The 15,900-nt window shown below is 68.7% G+C and carries 15 protein-coding genes; 2 read left to right on the top strand and 13 right to left on the bottom strand.

Translation table 11 applies throughout. From position 1 onward, the window contains the following. Positions 1-20: 20 nt before the first annotated feature. Positions 21-788 carry a THxN family PEP-CTERM protein gene (locus C0481_RS09735; protein WP_293403332.1) on the top strand — a complete coding sequence of 256 codons (768 nt, stop codon included), beginning with the start codon at positions 21-23 and terminating at the stop codon, positions 786-788. Here the strand turns inward: C0481_RS09735 and C0481_RS09730 are convergent. The 5 genes from C0481_RS09730 to ftsW are packed head-to-tail and all read right to left on the bottom strand — an operon-like array spanning position 785 to position 5,943. Further along, positions 785-1,333 (bottom strand): histidine phosphatase family protein, encoded by a 549-nt coding sequence (locus C0481_RS09730; RefSeq protein WP_293403102.1) that lies wholly within the window; start codon positions 1,331-1,333, stop codon positions 785-787. The genes C0481_RS09735 and C0481_RS09730 overlap by 4 nt on opposite strands. A gap of 4 nt (positions 1,334-1,337) precedes the next feature. Beyond that, positions 1,338-2,246 carry a UDP-N-acetylmuramate dehydrogenase gene (gene murB / locus C0481_RS09725; RefSeq protein ID WP_293403100.1) on the bottom strand — a complete coding sequence of 303 codons (909 nt, stop codon included), beginning with the start codon at positions 2,244-2,246 and terminating at the stop codon, positions 1,338-1,340. Next, positions 2,243-3,655, bottom strand: coding sequence for a UDP-N-acetylmuramate--L-alanine ligase (gene murC / locus C0481_RS09720; RefSeq protein ID WP_293403098.1), 1,413 nt, complete (start codon positions 3,653-3,655; stop codon positions 2,243-2,245). The genes murB and murC overlap by 4 nt, the downstream gene beginning before the upstream one ends. After that, positions 3,652-4,749: an undecaprenyldiphospho-muramoylpentapeptide beta-N-acetylglucosaminyltransferase gene (gene murG / locus C0481_RS09715; RefSeq protein ID WP_293403096.1), complete on the bottom strand. Its 1,098-nt coding sequence runs from the start codon at positions 4,747-4,749 to the stop codon at positions 3,652-3,654. Before murG ends, murC begins: the two co-directional genes overlap by 4 nt. Before the next feature lie 9 nt (positions 4,750-4,758). Beyond that, the gene (ftsW, locus tag C0481_RS09710) at positions 4,759-5,943 is read right to left on the bottom strand and encodes a putative lipid II flippase FtsW (protein WP_293403094.1); all 1,185 of its coding nucleotides are present in this window, start codon (positions 5,941-5,943) and stop codon (positions 4,759-4,761) included. Between ftsW and C0481_RS09705 the strand changes: the two genes are divergently transcribed. Next, entirely contained in the window at positions 5,942-6,928 is a 987-nt protein-coding gene (locus tag C0481_RS09705; protein ID WP_293403092.1) for a class I SAM-dependent methyltransferase, read from the top strand. The genes ftsW and C0481_RS09705 overlap by 2 nt on opposite strands. Here the strand turns inward: C0481_RS09705 and murD are convergent. Genes murD through C0481_RS09665 form a run of 8 tightly spaced genes read right to left on the bottom strand, consistent with a single transcriptional unit; the run spans position 6,925 to position 15,778 of the window. Continuing rightward, positions 6,925-8,340 carry a UDP-N-acetylmuramoyl-L-alanine--D-glutamate ligase gene (murD, locus tag C0481_RS09700; RefSeq protein WP_293403090.1) on the bottom strand — a complete coding sequence of 472 codons (1,416 nt, stop codon included), beginning with the start codon at positions 8,338-8,340 and terminating at the stop codon, positions 6,925-6,927. The genes C0481_RS09705 and murD overlap by 4 nt on opposite strands. Before the next feature lie 19 nt (positions 8,341-8,359). Continuing rightward, entirely contained in the window at positions 8,360-9,469 is a 1,110-nt protein-coding gene (gene mraY, locus C0481_RS09695; protein ID WP_293403088.1) for a phospho-N-acetylmuramoyl-pentapeptide-transferase, read from the bottom strand. Beyond that, entirely contained in the window at positions 9,469-10,866 is a 1,398-nt protein-coding gene (gene murF, locus C0481_RS09690; protein WP_293403086.1) for a UDP-N-acetylmuramoyl-tripeptide--D-alanyl-D-alanine ligase, read from the bottom strand. Before murF ends, mraY begins: the two co-directional genes overlap by 1 nt. Beyond that, entirely contained in the window at positions 10,859-12,313 is a 1,455-nt protein-coding gene (locus C0481_RS09685; protein WP_293403084.1) for a UDP-N-acetylmuramoyl-L-alanyl-D-glutamate--2,6-diaminopimelate ligase, read from the bottom strand. Before C0481_RS09685 ends, murF begins: the two co-directional genes overlap by 8 nt. After that, a complete protein-coding gene (locus C0481_RS09680) occupies positions 12,313-14,067 on the bottom strand; it encodes a penicillin-binding protein 2 (RefSeq protein WP_293403082.1) in 1,755 nt (584 codons plus the stop codon). Before C0481_RS09680 ends, C0481_RS09685 begins: the two co-directional genes overlap by 1 nt. Further along, the gene (locus C0481_RS09675; RefSeq protein ID WP_293403080.1) at positions 14,064-14,387 is read right to left on the bottom strand and encodes a cell division protein FtsL; all 324 of its coding nucleotides are present in this window, start codon (positions 14,385-14,387) and stop codon (positions 14,064-14,066) included. The genes C0481_RS09680 and C0481_RS09675 overlap by 4 nt, the downstream gene beginning before the upstream one ends. Further along, complete coding sequence (gene rsmH / locus C0481_RS09670; protein WP_293403078.1) at positions 14,384-15,313, bottom strand: 16S rRNA (cytosine(1402)-N(4))-methyltransferase RsmH; 930 nt, start codon at positions 15,311-15,313, stop codon at positions 14,384-14,386. The genes C0481_RS09675 and rsmH overlap by 4 nt, the downstream gene beginning before the upstream one ends. Continuing rightward, complete coding sequence (locus C0481_RS09665; RefSeq protein WP_183769392.1) at positions 15,314-15,778, bottom strand: division/cell wall cluster transcriptional repressor MraZ; 465 nt, start codon at positions 15,776-15,778, stop codon at positions 15,314-15,316. Between the last annotated feature and the right edge of the window lie 122 nt (positions 15,779-15,900).

Genomic DNA, 15,900 nt, shown 5'->3' with positions numbered 1-15,900 from the left:
CGGGTGGTAAGAGGTTCCAGATGAGGGCGTGCTCAATCGGGGTCGCCGCCACAGCGTTCTTGGCGCTTGGTGCGGCCGCCGTTCCCGCTGTTGCGGCTACTATCCTGTTCACTGATTTCGTTGGATTCTGGTCAGATCCGGTGGGCGCCAACGTCGTCCAATCGGGCTCAGGCACGACGGAGGCTCATGCGGCCTGGGGCAAAGCCTTAGCCAAGAGCAGCTACGTTTTCTCTGGGGCGTCCGACGTCAGCACGTCGCTCGACGACGCCGCCAGCCCGTTCACGATCGGCGCATTCACTCACAACAACGCCAAGATCAACGGCGGCTCGATCAGCGGGATCACGCTCTCGGTCTCCACGTCGGTGTTTGTCGACGGCGTCGATCAGGGCGTGCGCAACTTCGTCTACGGCTTCGATCACTGGGAAACGCCCAACAACGTTTCCGGCGCGAACGGCGTCTGCGCGAACGGCGAACGCGAACGAGACGCCATCAACCTCTATGGCTGCGCGGACCGTGTTCGCGCGACGCTGCTCAAGTCGGCCGAGTTGGTGAAGATCAACGGCAAGTACTACGCTCTCGACATCTCGGGTCTTATCCACAACGGCAATCCGGTTGAGGAGTTCTGGACGCGCGAGAACGAGAGCAACTCGGCCGAGCTACGCGCCCAATTGCGCCTCGTCTCTGCCGTCGTGCCTGAACCCGCCAACTGGGCGATGATGATCGTCGGCTTCGGTGTGGCGGGCGCCGCCGTGCGCGCTGGTCGCCGGCGCAACATCCTGGCCACCTAAGGCTCGATCAGCTCCCAGTCGGCGTCCGACGCGACCACCAACGCCGCGCCCAGCTTCAAGCCGCGCCAGAACGGCATCGGAGCGAAGCCGAACCGCTGGCTAGCCCATAGACTCATCACCCGACCGTGGGTCACGACTACCAGCGTCTGCGAAGGATGCGCGGCGACTTGACGGTCCAACGCCCCTGAAAAGCGCGCATGGGCCTCATCGGCGCTCTCCTCGCCCATCACCACCTCGCGCGGACGCAGGAACATCTGTTCCACCGCGGCCTGAAAGGCGGCGGCGTCGGTAAACGGACCAGTGTCGTTTTGCTGCTCTCCGAGCCCTGCGTCCCGCTCGGCAGCGACGCCGAACGCACCGGCAAGCACGGCGGCGGTCTCAACGGCCTTGGCCTCAAGACTGGAAACCACCGCCGTCGGCGAGAACCTCATCAGCCGCCCGGCGATCCGCTCGGCCTGCTCGCGACCTTCGGCCGCCAGCGTCCAGTGCGAAGGCGGCGTCCCCGCCGCCAAGTACGGCGCGCCGTGCTTGACCAGGATCAGCAAGGTCTCAGACCGCGCGGCCGATCCGCTTGATCTCCCACTCCAGCTCCACACCGGTCTTGGACTTGACGTCGGCGCGGACGGCCTCGCCCAGGCCCTCGAGATCGGCCGCTGTGGCTTCGCCGGTATTGATCATGAAGTTCGCGTGCAGCGGCGAGAACATCGCCCCGCCGAACGGCTTGCCGCGCCAGCCGGCCTCGTCGACCAGCTTCCAGGACGAATGGCCCTCCGGGTTCTTGAAGGTGGAGCCGCCGGTCTTCTCGCGGATCGGCTGGGTAGTCTCACGCCGGGCGGTGATCTCGGCCATGCGCGCCTCGACGGCGGCCGGCTCGGCCGGGCGGCCTTGGAACACCGCCTGCATCCAGATCACCTCGCCCGGCGCCACAGTGCTGTGGCGATAGGTGTAGCCGAAGTCCTCGAGCGAATAGCTGACGATCTCGCCGCTGCGGTCGAAGCCCCAGGCCGAAACCAGCACGTCCTTAGTCTCGCTGCCATAGCAGCCGGCGTTCATGGTCAGGGCGCCGCCGATCGTGCCGGGGATGCCGGCATAGAACTCCAGCCCCGCCAGACCCGCCTTGGCCGCCGCCTTGGCGACCATGGCGTCGAGCGCGCCGGCGTCGGCGATGACCCAACCCTCCTCCTCGTCAATCGAGACCTCAGCAAAGGCCTTGCCGGCCAGGCGGATGACCACACCCTCGACGCCGCCGTCGCGGACGATGACGTTCGAGCCGACGCCCAGCACGGTCACCGGAACCTCCGCCGGCAGCGCCGCCAGGAAGTCGCTCAGATCGGTCTCGTCGGCCGGCAGGAACAGCACCTCGGCCGCGCCGCCGACGCGGAACCAGGTGAACGGGCCGAGCGGCTCGTCCCGAAGCACGCGCCCGCGCACCTCAGGCAGGTTGTCTCGCCAGCTCATCCGTTCAACGCCTCAAGCTGTCCGGGCAGCGCGTGGGCCCAGACCGTAATGTCGCCCGCGCCCAGGCAGACGACCAGGTCGCCGGCCTTGGCCTCTTCGTGCACGATCCGCGCGAGATCGGCCGGGCTTTCCAGCGCCAACGCCCGGCGATGACCGAAGCGGCGCAGCCCCTCGACCAGGCCGTCGCGATCCGCGCCGGCGATCGGGCTCTCGCCGGCCGTGTAGACGTCGGCCACGATCACCGTATCGGCGTCGTTGAAGCAGCCGCAGAACTCGTCGAACAGATCGTGCAGGCGGGTGTAGCGGTGCGGCTGGACCACGGCGACGACGCGCCCCTCGGTCACAGCGCGCGCGGCCTTCAGCACCGAGGCGATCTCGACCGGGTGGTGCCCATAGTCGTCGATGATGCGCACGCCGCCCGCCACGCCCGTCGTGGTGAAGCGGCGCTTCACGCCGCCAAATCCGGCCAGGCCCTTGCGGATGTCCCCGTCCGACACGCCCAGCTCGCGCGCGACGGCGATCGCGGCGGTGGCGTTCAACACGTTGTGCTGCCCGGCCATCGGCAGATGCAGGTTCTCCAGCCGCGTGACCGGGCCGTCCTGCGGAGCAAAGACCGCGTCGAAGCGCGAGCCGTCCGGCCCCATGCTGATCTTCTCGGCGCGCACCTCGGCCTGCGGATTGGTCCCGTAGGCGATGACCCGGCGGTTCTGCACTCTCGCAGCCATGGCCTGGACTTCCGGGTGGTCCGTACAGACGGCCGCGAAGCCATAGAAAGGCACGTTCTCCACAAAGTCCTGGAAGGCCTTCTTCACGGCTTCGAAGTCGCCGTAGTGATCCAGGTGCTCGGGGTCGATGTTGGTGACGATCGCGCAGGTCGACTTGAGCTTCAGGAAGGTGCCGTCGCTCTCGTCGGCCTCGACCACCATCCAGTCGCCCTCGCCGACCTTGGCGTTGGTGCCGTAGGCGTTGATGATCCCGCCGTTGATCACCGTCGGATCCTTGCCGCCGGCGTCCAGCAGGGCGGCTACCATCGATGTCGTTGTGGTCTTGCCGTGGGTGCCGCCGACCGAAACCGAGTACTGCAGGCGGGTCAGCTCAGCGAGCATCTCGCCGCGATGGACCAGCGGAAGGCGCTTCTCGCGCGCGGCGACCATCTCGGGATTGTCGGCCTTGATGGCCGTCGAATAGACGACGGCCGACGCACCTTCGACATTGGCCGCGCCCTGGCCGATGAACACCTTCGCGCCCAGCTTCTCCAGCCGTTCTGTATTGGCGCTGGCCTTGGCGTCGGAGCCCTGCACCGTATAGCCGATGCGCAGCATGATCTCGGCGATGCCGCTCATGCCGATCCCGCCGATGCCGATGAAGTGCACGGGGCCGAGGGCGAAGGGGACGGGGCGCTTGTTCATTTTTGGACGGCGGTTCTCTCGACCAGGTCGGCCAGGCGTTCGGCCGCGTCGGGCTTGGCGATGGAGCGGGCGCCGGCGGCCATGCGCGCCAGGCGGTCTGGGTTGGTCAGCAGCTTCTGCAACGCGCCGGCCATGGTATCGACGGTCAGCTGGTTCTCGCGCGCCACCTCGGCGCCGCCGGCGTCCGCCATCACACGGGCGTTTTGTCCCTGGTCGTCGTCCAGCGCGATGGCCAGCGGCACCAGGATCGCCGGCTTGCCGGCCACGGCGAACTCGCAGACCGTGCCGGCGCCCGAGCGCCCGATCACCAGATGGGCGTCGCGCAGGCGGCTGGCCATGTCGCGGAAGAACGGGGCGATCTCAGCCTTGACCATGGCGTCGGCGTAGATGCGCCGGGCGTTGTCCATCGACTCCTTGCGGGTCTGCTGTTGGACGTCGAGCCGGTGGCGGAGGTCCTCGGGCAGCTTCTTGATCGCTTCCGGCATCAGCTCGGAGAGCAGGCGCGCGCCCTGGCTGCCGCCGGTGATGAGCAGCCGGATCGGGCCGTCGGCGGTCGGTGGCGTATAGGGAAGGTCGGCCAGCGCGCGGATGTCCGGCCGGATCGGATTGCCGACGACCACCGCGTTCTCGGCGACGCGGCCCGGCGCCTTTTGCAGCACAGGGAACGCACAGGCGACGGCGCGAACGTGGCCTGCCAGCCGGCGGTTGGCGCGGCCCATCACGGCGTTCTGCTCATGCAGCAGGGTCGGCCGGCCCTGGGTGATGCCGGCCAGCAGGCCGGGCACCGAGGGATAGCCGCCGAAGCCGACGACGACGGCCGGATCGATACGGGTGAAGGCGTTGCGCGCCTGCATGACGCCGCGCACGATCGCGATGCCGGCCTGTGCCATGCCAACCACGTCACCGCGCTGGAAAGTGCGGGCCGACAGCCCAATGCGTTCCTCGGCCGGGAAGCTCTCGGCGAACGCGGCGGCGCGCTCGTCCGAGGCCAGCACAATGCGCCATCCACGGGCGATCAGCGCCTCAGCCAGAGCCTGTGCGGGAAACAGATGGCCGCCGGTTCCACCGGCGGCGACGACAGCGATCTTGCGCATCACGAGCCTTTAGGCGAACGCGCCGGCCTTGGCGAGGCCCTCGCCCTGGGAATAGGCGCCCGGTCGACGGCGAGTCAGCGCAAGCGCCATGCCGAAGGTCAGACAGATCGCCCACATCGACGATCCGCCATACGAAATGAACGGAAGAGTCATGCCCTTGGTCGGGATCATGTTGAGGTTCACCGCCACATTGATGAAGGCCTGCTGGCCGACCAGGACGAACAGCCCGGCCGCAGCCACCTGCTCGAAGGGATCGGTCAGCTTCATGGCGCGATAGAGGCCGCGGGTGACGATGAAGCCCAGAAGGATGATCAGCAGCAGCGAAAAGATCAGGCCGTACTCCTCGGCGCCGACCGAATAGATGAAGTCGGTGTGCAGGTCGGGCACGTGGCGCTTCATGACGCCCTCGCCCGGGCCGCGGCCGAAGAAGCCGCCGGCGGCGATGGCCTCGGCGGCACGGTCGACTTGGTGGGTGTCGGCGCGGTCGGGACTGAGGAAGCGGTCCACGCGGCTGGCCACGTGCGGGAACAGGAAATAGGTCGAGCTGAGGCCTGTCACCGCCACGCCGCCCAGCAGCATCACCCAGGATAGCGGCACGCCCGCCATCCAGAACGCCGCCCCGAAGGCGATGGTGATCAGCACCGTCTGGCCGACGTCCGGCTGGATCAGCAACAGCCCGACCGACAGGAAGTAGAGGCCGAAGGCGATCGAGACGCCTGGCACCCCCTGCCCTTTCTGGCCCTCCGAGAACATCCACGAGACCAGCACGATCAGCGCCGGCTTCATGAATTCCGACGGCTGCAGGGTGAAGCCGCCGAGCTGCACCCAGCGCGTCGCGCCCTTGGCCGTATGCCCCAGGAAGGGAAGGATGAGCATGATCGCGATGGCGACCAGATAGATGAAGAACGCCGCCCGCCGGATCCCCTTCGCATCCAGCATCGAGACCCCGATCAGGATCGCCGCGCCGGTCACCGCGAACACGCACTGGCGCACCGCGAAGTGGAAGGGATCGCCGACGTTCATCCGCGCCGCCGCCGCCGGGCTGGCGGCGAAGGACATCATCACGCCGATGGCGATCAGGGCGGCGACCGCCCCCAGCATCCAGCGATCCGTCGTCCACCACCAGATCCCGACCGACGAGCGGTCGCTCCGCGCAAAGGCGTGGGCCTGCTGAGGGCGATGGATGTGACTCATGGACGTCTCCGCGGGCGCAGCGGCCCGTATCCTTCAGATGCCCGCGGCATGCTTAAAATATCTTAACCAAGCAGCCGTCCGACCGCCCTGCGACTTGAATTCTTTCGCCGGTGCGGGCGACATCGTCGCCCAGCCGAAGAAGGACGCCCCGATGCCCCAGGCCCCCTCCGCTCCGACCGACCAGGCCGCCTATTGGAACAAGACCGGCGGCCAGGCCTGGGTCGACCTGCAGGACATGATGGATACCCTCAACCGGCCGATCGAGGAGGCCCTGGTCGAACGCGCATTTCCCGGGGTCGGCAAACGGGTCCTGGACATTGGCTGCGGCGCCGGCGCAACCACACTGGCCATGGCCCGGCGGCTCGGCCCCGATGGCCTCAGCCTGGGCGTCGACATTTCCGCGCCGCTGATTGAGATCGCCGCAGCCCAGTTGACGCAGGGCGCGCAGTTCGTCCAGGCGGACGCCCAGACCTACGACTTCGCCGGCGCGCAGTTCGACGCGGCCATCTCGCGGTTCGGGGTGATGTTCTTCGGCGACTTCGACGCCGCCTTCGCCAACATCCGCAGCGGCCTGAAGCCCGGAGCCGAATTGGTCTTCGCGTGCTGGCGCAGCCCGGCCGACAACCCGATGGCGGTCATCCCCGGACGCGCCGCAGCACCATTCCTGCCGCCCGCGCCGCCTGCAGATCCGCTAGCGCCCGGCCGCTTCGCCTTCGCTGACGCAGAGCGGGTGCGGGGCATCCTCGCGCGTAGCGGCTGGGGCGACATCGACATCACCCGGCTCGATGCGCCGACACCGATCGCGCTCCCCGATCTGGTCACGCTCAGCCTGCGGATGGGACCGGTCGCGGCGGCGCTTCGCGAGGCGGACGAGACGACACGCGGCAAGGTGCGCGAGGCAGTGGAAACGGCGCTGGAAGCCGAAGCGGTCGACGGCGTCGTGCCGATGGTCGCCGGCTGCTGGCTGGTGACCGCTCGGGCTTAGGCGCGCGCGCCCTTTGCCGCCGGGCGGCTCAGCCCCTGCACCGCCTCGCGGAACGCTTCGCCACGCGCCTCGAAGTCAGCGAACTGGTCGAAGGACGCGCAGGCAGGCGACAACAGTACGACCGCGTCCTGCCCCGAGGCCGCGGCGTCCGCAAAGGCCGCGGCCACGGCCGCCGGCAGCGTTCCACACTTGGCGAGCTTTGCCTTGCCCTCGAGCGTCGCGGCGAAGGCGTCCTGCGCCTCGCCGACCAGATAGGCCTTCTCGATCCGCGGAAAGAGATCGCCCAGGCTGTCGATGCCGCCGGCTTTCGGTACGCCGCCGGCGATCCAGTAGAACTTCGGATAGCTAGACATCGCCTGGCGCGCGGCGTCGGCGTTAGTCGCCTTGCTGTCGTTGACGAACCGGACTTTGCCGACCGCGCCCACCGTCTCCATCCGATGCGCCAGACCCGGGAAGCTCATCAGGCCATCGGCCGCCTCCTGCGAGGTCAGGCCGAGCCCTCGGACGGCGGCGTAGGCGGCGGCTGCGTTCTGCCAATTGTGCCGGCCGGGCAACGAGCGAGCCCGCAGCAGGTCGGCGACCTCCACCGCCCGCTCGCCGGTCGCATCGTAGAGCAGGCCCTGCAGCACATAGACCCCGCGGCCGATGGCCTTTGAGGCCGAAATCGGCACGATGGTGCGGCGGTTGGCGGCGGTGATCTCGGTGCAGATCCGCTGGCCCCAGGGGTCGTCCACGCCGATGACGGCGGTGTCCCCCTTGCCCTGGTTCAGCAGGATACGGCGCTTGGCCCCTACATACCCTTCCATTCCGCCGTGGCGGTCCAGGTGGTCGGGGGACACGTTGAGCAGCAGCGCCACGTCGGGCTTCAGGCTGGAGGTCAGATCAAGCTGGTACGAGCTCAGCTCGAGCACATAGACCGCCCCGCCGTGCATGTCCTCAAGGCCCAGCACGCCCAGGCCGATATTGCCGCCGACCCGCACGTCGCGGCCGGCGGACGCGCAGATGTGGCCGATCAAGGCGGTGGTCGTCGACTTGCCGTTGGTCCCTGTGATGGCGACGATCTTCGGGCGCTTGTGCTCGGGCGCCGCATTCACGGTCCGCGCGAACAGCTCGATGTCGCCAAGGATCTCGACGCCCGCGGCCTTGGCCTTCTCGACCGTCCAGTGCGGCTTGGGATGGGTCAGCGGCACGCCCGGCGACAGCATGAGGGCGGCGAATTGCGACCAGTCGGCGGTGGTCAGGTCCAGCAGCTCCAGGCCCTCGGCCTCCGCGGCCGCGCGGCTTTCCGGCTTCTCGTCCCAGACCACGACCTTGGCGCCGCCAAGCACGAGGGCGCGCGCGGCCGTCAGCCCGGTGCGGGCCAGGCCGAACACGGCGACCGTCCTGCCTTCGAAGCCACGGACCGGGATCATGAGACTGCCAGCCCTCCCCTTACCGCAGCTTCAGCGTCGCCAGACCGAGCAGCGCGAGCATGACCGCAATGATCCAGAAGCGGATCACGACCGTGCTCTCGGACCAGCCGAGCTTTTCGAAATGGTGATGGATCGGGGCCATGCGGAACACCCGCTTGCCGGTCAGCTTGAACGAGGCGACCTGGATCATCACCGACAAGGTCTCCATCACGAAGAGACCGCCGATGATGCCGAGCACGATCTCGTGCTTCGTGGCCACGGCCACCGCGCCGATCCCGCCGCCGAGGGCGAGCGAACCCGTATCGCCCATGAAGATCTTGGCCGGCGGGGCGTTGTACCAGAGGAAGCCAAGCCCGGCGCCGATCATCGCCCCGCAATAGATCGCGATCTCGCCCACCCCCGGCACGAAGTGCAGCTTCAGGTACTGGGCGAAGACGTAGTTGCCGACGAGGTAGGCGATGAAACCGAAGGCGGCCGCGGCGATCATCACCGGCACCGTCGCCAGGCCGTCGAGGCCGTCGGTGAAGTTCACGGCGTTGGCCGCGCCGACGATGATGAAGGCGCCGAAAGCCAGGTAGAACCAGCCGAGCGGCATCAACAGCTGCTTGAAGACCGGGAACGCGACCGAGGTCGACAGCTCCGGCGTCTCCGGCGGGCTGGTGCCGAAGATCACCATCAGGGCCACGGCCGCGATGGCGATGGCGGCCTCCATGAACAGGCGGATCTTGCCCGACACCCCGGCGGTCGATTGCTTGGTGACCTTGGCGTAGTCGTCGGTGAACCCGAGCACGCCATAGCCGGCGGTCACTAGGATCACCGCCCAGACGTAGACGTTGGAAAGGTCCGACCACAGCAGCGTGCCGACCAGCAGGCCGGCCAGGATCATCACCCCGCCCATGGTCGGGGTGCCGGCCTTTTCGACCACGTGCCGCTCAATGCCGTCGGCGCGGATCGGCTGGCCCTTGCCCTGCTTGGCCTGCATCCAGCGGATGAAGCGCGAGCCCATGGCCACGACCACCAGCTGGGCCGTGAACAGCGCCATGCCAGTCCGAAAAGTCTGATACTTCAATAGGTTCAGGAACGGCACGTAGCCGTCCGCCGCGAGCTGTTGATACAGCCAGTAGAGCATCAGCCCTTCTCCCCCGAACGCACGTCGAGCGCGCTCAGCGCAGCTGCGACCGCGCCGGCCCTCGAGCCGTTGGACCCCTTCACCATCACCAGATCGCCCGGCTCCACGGCCGCGCTGATCAGCGGCGCCAGCTCCGCCGCACTCTCGGCGTAGCCGCCGCGACGAGTCGGCGGAAGGGCGTCCCAGAGGGATTTCATCAGCGGCCCGGCGGCGAACACCAGGTCCACCTTGGCCGCATCCAGCGGCGCGGCCAGGCCGGCATGGAAGGCCGGCGATTCGGTCCCCAGCTCCAGCATGTCGGTCAGGGCGACGATGCGCCGCCCACCGGTCTTGCGCGCGCCCAGGCTGGCGAAGGCCGCGCCCATCGAGATCGGATTGGCGTTGTAGCTCTCGTCGATCAGGGTGAAGACCCCGCCGGTCAGCTTCACCAGCTTTTCGGCGCCGCGGCCGGCCAGCGGCTCGAACGCGCCCAGCGCCGCCAGGCTGTCGTCCAGGCCGACGCCCAGGGCTTCCAGCATCAGCAGCACGGCCATGCTGTTGGGACCCCAGTGGAATCCGGTCTGCAGGATCGGAAAGTCCAGCGCCTTGCCGTGCAGCCGCGCCTTGATCACCGCGCGGCCCGGCTCGGGTGCGAAGTCGACCAGTTGGGCGTCGCAATCCTTGCCGACGCCGAAGCTGCGGACGGTGGCTCCGGCCTTGTGCGCCTCCTCGGCCAGCAGCTCGAACCACTTGTTGTCGGCGTTCAGCACCGCCACGCCGCCCGGCTCGATGCCGGCGAAGATCTCGGCCTTGGCGCGCGCCACGCCGATCTCGCCGTCAGGGAAGTTCTCGACGTGCACCGGCCCGACCGTCGTGATCGCCACGGCGTGCGGGCGCACGAACCGCGACAGCGGCGTGATCTCGTCGGCGTGGTTCATGCCGATCTCGAAGATCGCCCGCTCAGTGTCGCGCGGCATCCGGGCCAGGGTCAGCGGCACGCCGATGTGGTTGTTGTAGCTCTTGATCGACGAGTGAGCCCGGCCGGCGCGCTCCAGCCCGGCGCGGATCGCCTGGGTGACGCTGGTCTTGCCGACCGAACCGGTGACGGCCCCGCGGCGGACCTGGGGCGCGCGCTCGCGCGAGGCTTCGCCCAATTGTTCCAAGGCCTTGAGCGTGTCGGCTACGACGACGCTGGAGCCGTCGACGTTCTTCGACGCCAGGCTTGCGGCCGCGCCGGCGGCCAGGGCCTGCGGCACGAACTCATTTCCATCGCGCGCGCCGGCCAGGGCGACGAACAGGTCGCCGGTCTCGATGCTGCGGGTGTCGATCGACACGCCATCGACCGAAAAGGCCGGGCCGGAGAGCCGCCCGCCGGTCGCAGCCGCGATCTCCTCGGACGTCCAGAGCGGCTTAGACATGCGCAGCCTCCAGCGCCGCGGCCACTTCAGCCACGTCGTCGAAGAAATGAACGGTCGAACCGATGGTTTGGCTCTGTTCGTGGCCCTTGCCCGCTACCACCAGCACATCGCCGGGGCCCAGCAAGGCGACGCCAGCGCGGATCGCCTCGCGGCGATCGCCGACTTCGCGCGAGCCCGGCGCGCCTGCCAGGATCTCGGCGCGGATCGCGGCGGGAACTTCCGAGCGCGGATTATCGTCCGTGACGATGGCGATGTCGGCGTGCTGGGCGGCGGCCAGCCCCATCAGCGGGCGCTTGGCCCGATCACGGTCGCCGCCGGCGCCGAAGACGACGATGAGCTTGCCTTCGACATGCGGACGCAGCGACTTGAGCACGGTCTCCAGGCCGTCGGGCGTATGGGCGTAGTCGACATAGGCCTCGCCGCCCTTGGCGCCGGTTCCGACCCGCTGCAGGCGGCCAGGCGCGCCCTCCAGGTTCGCCAGCGCGGCCAGAACGCCCTCGACCGGCTCACCGGCGGCGATGCACAGCCCAGCCGCCACCAAGGCGTTGGACGCCTGGAACGCGCCGGCCAGCGGCAGTGCGACTTCGTAGGTCTTGCCCTTGGCTTCGATCTTCAGGGTCTGGCCTTCCGGGGTCGGCGTGTGGCCGACCAGCTTCAGCCCCTGCCCGCCCTCGCCCACCGACAGCACTGACTGCCCCGCCCCCACGGCCGCGGCGGCGAAGGCGCCATAGGCGTCGGAGTCGGCGTTCAGCACCGCCACGCCACCCCGCGGCAGCAGCGCCTCGAACAGGCGCAGCTTGGCGTCGCGATAGGCTTCCATGGTGTGGTGATAGTCGAGATGGTCCTGGGTCAGGTTCAGAAACCCGGCCGCCGTCAGCCCCGCGCCGTCCAGGCGGCGTTGGTCGATCCCGTGCGACGAGGCCTCCATCGCCAGATGGGTGACGCCCTTGCCGGCCAATGTCGCCAGGAGCTCGGCGACATCGGCGGCGTCCGGCGTGGTCAAGCCCGGCGGAGTGATCTGCTCATCGAGGCCCGGGCCGGTAGCGCGCACGCCCAGGGTGCCCATGCTGGCGGCCCGGTGGCCGAGGCGATTGAAGATCTGCCGGCAGAAGGCGGCGACCGAGGTCTTGCCGTTGGTGCCTGTGACGGCGACGACGACTGGAGGCTGCGCGCCCCAGAACGCCCGTGCGGCCAGGGCGTAGACCCGGCGCGGATCGGGGGTGACGATGACCGGCACGCCGAGTTCCGGCATGTCCTCGGCCCCGATCACGGCGACAGCCCCGGCTTCGACCGCCTTGGCTGCAAACGCCTTGCCGTCGACCTTGGAGCCCGGCAGCGCCGCGAACAGGAAACCCGGCTGGACCTTGCGGCTGTCAGCCGTCACGCCGGTCACGATGGGATCGGTCGCGAAGTTCCGCTGAACCAACTGGGAAAGCGTCTTGCCCATTAGTGGCCGTCCGCGATGGGCTCGGCGGCGACGGAGCCGTCGCCGACCACCTGGATCAGATCCGGCTGGCGCTGAACGCCCAGGAACGGCGCGATACGGTCGATGACGCGGCCGGCGGCCGGCGCGGCGACCCAACCGCCGGTCGAGAAGCCGTAGGTCTTGGCCGTCCCGTGCGGTTCATCCATCAGGATCAGCACGAAGTAGCGATCTTCCTGCACCGCCCCAGCGGTCGGGAACACAGCAGCGAAGGACGACACCTGCTTCTGGGTCGAGTAGCCCCGGATCTCGGGATCATACTTTTCGCCAGTACCGGTCTTGCCGCCGACGCTCAGGCCGGGTGCGTTGGCCGACTTTCCGCTGCCGCCGATGACGTTGGCGCGCATGATCTGCAACATCTGCAGCGAGGTCTGTTCCGACAACACGCGTTGCCCCTGGGGCCGCTGGCCAGGCTCGAGCTTCTTGATCGTCAACGGAACCATGTAGCCGCCGTTCAACAGCGCGCCCATGGCGCTGGAGAGCGCGACCGGACTGACATTCATGCCATGGCCAAACGACGTCGAGGCCACGGTGTCGATGTCCCACTTGCGGGGGGAGAGCGGCCGCGCGGACTCGAGCAGCTCAATACGGGCCGGCTTGGTCAGGCCCAGCGCGGTGAAGTACTTGCTCAGCCGCTCGCCGCCGACGCTCTCGGCCAGCTTGGCGGTGCCGATGTTCGACGAGCGTTGGAAGACCTCGACCAGCGTCAGGATCTTCCGGGCCGCGTGATAGTCCTTGATGGTCCGATAACCGAGTTGGTACGGCACGCGAGCATCAAAGGTCGACGAGGGGTTGGCCACGCCGGTGTCGAGCCCGATCGCGACCGTGAACGCCTTGAAGGTCGAGCCCATCTCATAGATCGAGGCCGCCGCGCGGTTCAGCTTGGCGTTGTCGTCGGCCTTGGCGACCTGGTTCGGATCGAAAGTGGGATAGCTCGCCATCCCGAGGATTTCGCCGGTGTGGACGTTGGTCACGATGCCCACGGCGCCGCGCGGTTGGAATTCGGCCGCGGCCTTGTAGAGCTCGTCTTCCAGGGCAGCCTGGACGCGCAGATCGATCGACAGCGCCACCGCCGTCTTCGACGCCGCATTACCGCGGATGGTGTCGTTCAGCGCCCGCTCGGCGCCGGCCAGGCCGACGCCGCCGGTGTCGGCGAACCCGACCAGATGGGCGGCCGTCGTTCCCAGCGGATAGACCCGGCGCTCCTCCGGCTCAAAGGTCACGCCAGGCAGGCCCAAGGCGTGGATGCGCGCACGCACTTCCGGCGTCAGGCCGGCGGCCACGAAGCCGCGGCGCTCGCTGCCCAGCACCCGCTCCAGACGCTGGCGGTTCAGGTTCGGCAGGGCCGAGCGCAGGGCGCGGCGGGTCTCGTCGGCGTCCCAGATCTCGCGCGGATCGACGTAGAGGCCGTAGTGCAGCAGATCGGCGGCCAGCATGGCGCCGTTGCGATCGACTAGATCGGCGCGCGAGGCGCCCACCGGCACGGCGTAACCGCCGCTGCGGCCAGCGTCCGAGAACAGCGCCGCGCGCGTGGCGCCGATGGCCAGCAGCAAGAAGGCCGTCGCAAACAGCGCCAGCACGAAGAAGATGCGGATGCGCGTGTCGTCTTCGGCCTTACCGGCGGCCTTGGCGCGCTCAAAGGCGTGCTCCAGCCCCCAGACCTTGGCCTTCAGCCAGCGCCAGCCCGGCGCTTCGAACGATGGATGAGCAAGGCTCACGGCGTTGGCTTCCCGAGGGCGACTTCGCCCAGTTTGTCGATGGTGGTCTCGTGCTTGGCCCCGACCGGGCCCATGCCCAGATGGGCGGTCGACAGCGCCTCGATCCGCGAAGGCTGCTCAAGGTGGGCGACTTCAGCCTGCAGCAGGCGGATGCGCGCCTTCTCGGCGTCGATCTGCTTTTCGACCGAAGCGATTTCCGCACGCTCGCGACCGGCCATGGTCTTGGCCAGGTAGACCGACAGGATGACGGCGATCAGGACCCCCAGCGCGACCACGTCGACCAGCCGAAAGCCCCGAATCTTGCGGTTCAGGAGACTCATTCCGCCTCCTTCCATATCGGAGCAGAGGTGCGAACCCCCACCCTCAACTTGGCCGATCGCGCGCGCGGATTGGTCGCGGTCTCGGCCGCGCCGGGCGCGCGGGCGCCATTGAACAGCAGCTGGAAGCTCGGCGGCGCGCCGGCCTCAACCGGCGGCGCATGGCGCGATCCGCCCGGGGTCCTGCCCGCACGCTCGGTGAAGTAGGCCTTGGCGATCCGATCTTCGAGCGAGTGGAAGGTCACCACCGCCAGCCGGCCGCCGGGCTTCAGGACCCGCTCGGCGGCGACCAGGCCGGCCTCAAGCTCGGACAGCTCCTCGTTGACCGCGATGCGCAGCCCCTGAAACGAGCGGGTGGCCGGATGCACCTTGGCGCCGCGACGCCCGCCCAGGGCGCGCTCGATCACCTCGGCCAGGTCCAAGGTGCGGGTGAAGGCCTGTTCGGCGCGGCGACGGACGATGAAGGAGGCCACGCGGCGCGACTGCCGCTCCTCGCCATAGACATAGAAGATCCGCGCCAGCTCGGCCTGCTCGGCCGTGTTGACGATGTCGGCAGCGGTCGGGCCGTCGGCGCCCATGCGCATATCCAACGGACCATCGCGCATGAACGAGAACCCGCGCTCAGCCTGGTCGAGCTGCATGGACGAAACGCCAAGATCCAGCGCCACTCCGTCGGCGACGCCCTCGCCCAACTCTTCGGCCATCTGCGAGAAGCGTCCGTCGACCAGACGGAAGCGCTCGCCCAGCCCCTCGGCGAACTTGCGCGCGCTCGGATCGCGGTCGAAGGCGACAACGTCGGCGCCGGTCGCCAGGAAGCCGCGCGAATAGCCGCCGGCTCCGAAGGTGCCGTCGATGATCAACTTGCCGCTCGCCGGCTCCAGCGCGGCGATCACTTCATCCAGCAGGACCGAGGTATGGGGCGCGCTCACCTAAGCCGCTCCCAGCTTGGCGGCGCGCTGCTGCGCGCGCAGTTCGGCCAGACCGGCGCGGGCCAGTTCGCGCTGGGCGGCGCGATGGGCCTGGAACGCCTCGCGCTCCCAGATCTGGAAGCGGTCGCCCAGACCGACCAGCACGACCCAGTCGGTCAGGCCGAACTGGTCGCAGAGCTGCTCAGGCAGGGTGATCCGGCCAGCGGTGTCGAAACTCATCTTGGCCTGGCCGCCCAGTACAGACAGCTCGATGGCCGACCGCACCGGGTCGCCGAACGGCATTTCGTCCATCAGCGCGATGTAGCGGTCGAACAGCGCCCGGCCGCCGCCCTCGATGCAATCCGCCTCAATCGAGGGAAAGCAGACAATGCCGTCGAAGGGGCCGGAGACGAGCGCGCGGAATTCCTGCGGCACAACGATGCGCCGCTTGGCGTCCACTTGTTTCTCGAAGGTCGAGAGAAACATCCCGCCGCGCCCCAGATCGCGGCTCCTAGCGAGCCGCCAACTTCACCCCGTCTCGGACCCGCGAAGCCCCCAGCTCCGACGCACCGCAGATCCTCAACGGATGCTGATTGGGTTAACATGGG

Source organism: Phenylobacterium sp. (genome assembly GCF_013822795.1).
Lineage (GTDB): Bacteria > Pseudomonadota > Alphaproteobacteria > Caulobacterales > Caulobacteraceae > Phenylobacterium.
This window is presented reverse-complemented; position numbering and strand designations above follow the sequence as displayed.

Coding starts and splice junctions, on each gene's coding strand:
- C0481_RS09735 (WP_293403332.1), top strand. CDS start 21: ATGAGGGCGTGCTCAATCGGGGTCGCCGCCACAGCGTTCTTGGCGCTT.
- murB (WP_293403100.1), bottom strand. CDS start 2,246: ATGAGCTGGCGAGACAACCTGCCTGAGGTGCGCGGGCGCGTGCTTCGG.
- murC (WP_293403098.1), bottom strand. CDS start 3,655: ATGAACAAGCGCCCCGTCCCCTTCGCCCTCGGCCCCGTGCACTTCATC.
- murG (WP_293403096.1), bottom strand. CDS start 4,749: ATGCGCAAGATCGCTGTCGTCGCCGCCGGTGGAACCGGCGGCCATCTG.
- C0481_RS09705 (WP_293403092.1), top strand. CDS start 5,942: ATGGACGTCTCCGCGGGCGCAGCGGCCCGTATCCTTCAGATGCCCGCG.
- ftsW (WP_293403094.1), bottom strand. CDS start 5,943: ATGAGTCACATCCATCGCCCTCAGCAGGCCCACGCCTTTGCGCGGAGC.
- murD (WP_293403090.1), bottom strand. CDS start 8,340: ATGATCCCGGTCCGTGGCTTCGAAGGCAGGACGGTCGCCGTGTTCGGC.
- mraY (WP_293403088.1), bottom strand. CDS start 9,469: ATGCTCTACTGGCTGTATCAACAGCTCGCGGCGGACGGCTACGTGCCG.
- murF (WP_293403086.1), bottom strand. CDS start 10,866: ATGTCTAAGCCGCTCTGGACGTCCGAGGAGATCGCGGCTGCGACCGGC.
- C0481_RS09685 (WP_293403084.1), bottom strand. CDS start 12,313: ATGGGCAAGACGCTTTCCCAGTTGGTTCAGCGGAACTTCGCGACCGAT.
- C0481_RS09675 (WP_293403080.1), bottom strand. CDS start 14,387: ATGAGTCTCCTGAACCGCAAGATTCGGGGCTTTCGGCTGGTCGACGTG.
- C0481_RS09665 (WP_183769392.1), bottom strand. CDS start 15,778: ATGTTTCTCTCGACCTTCGAGAAACAAGTGGACGCCAAGCGGCGCATC.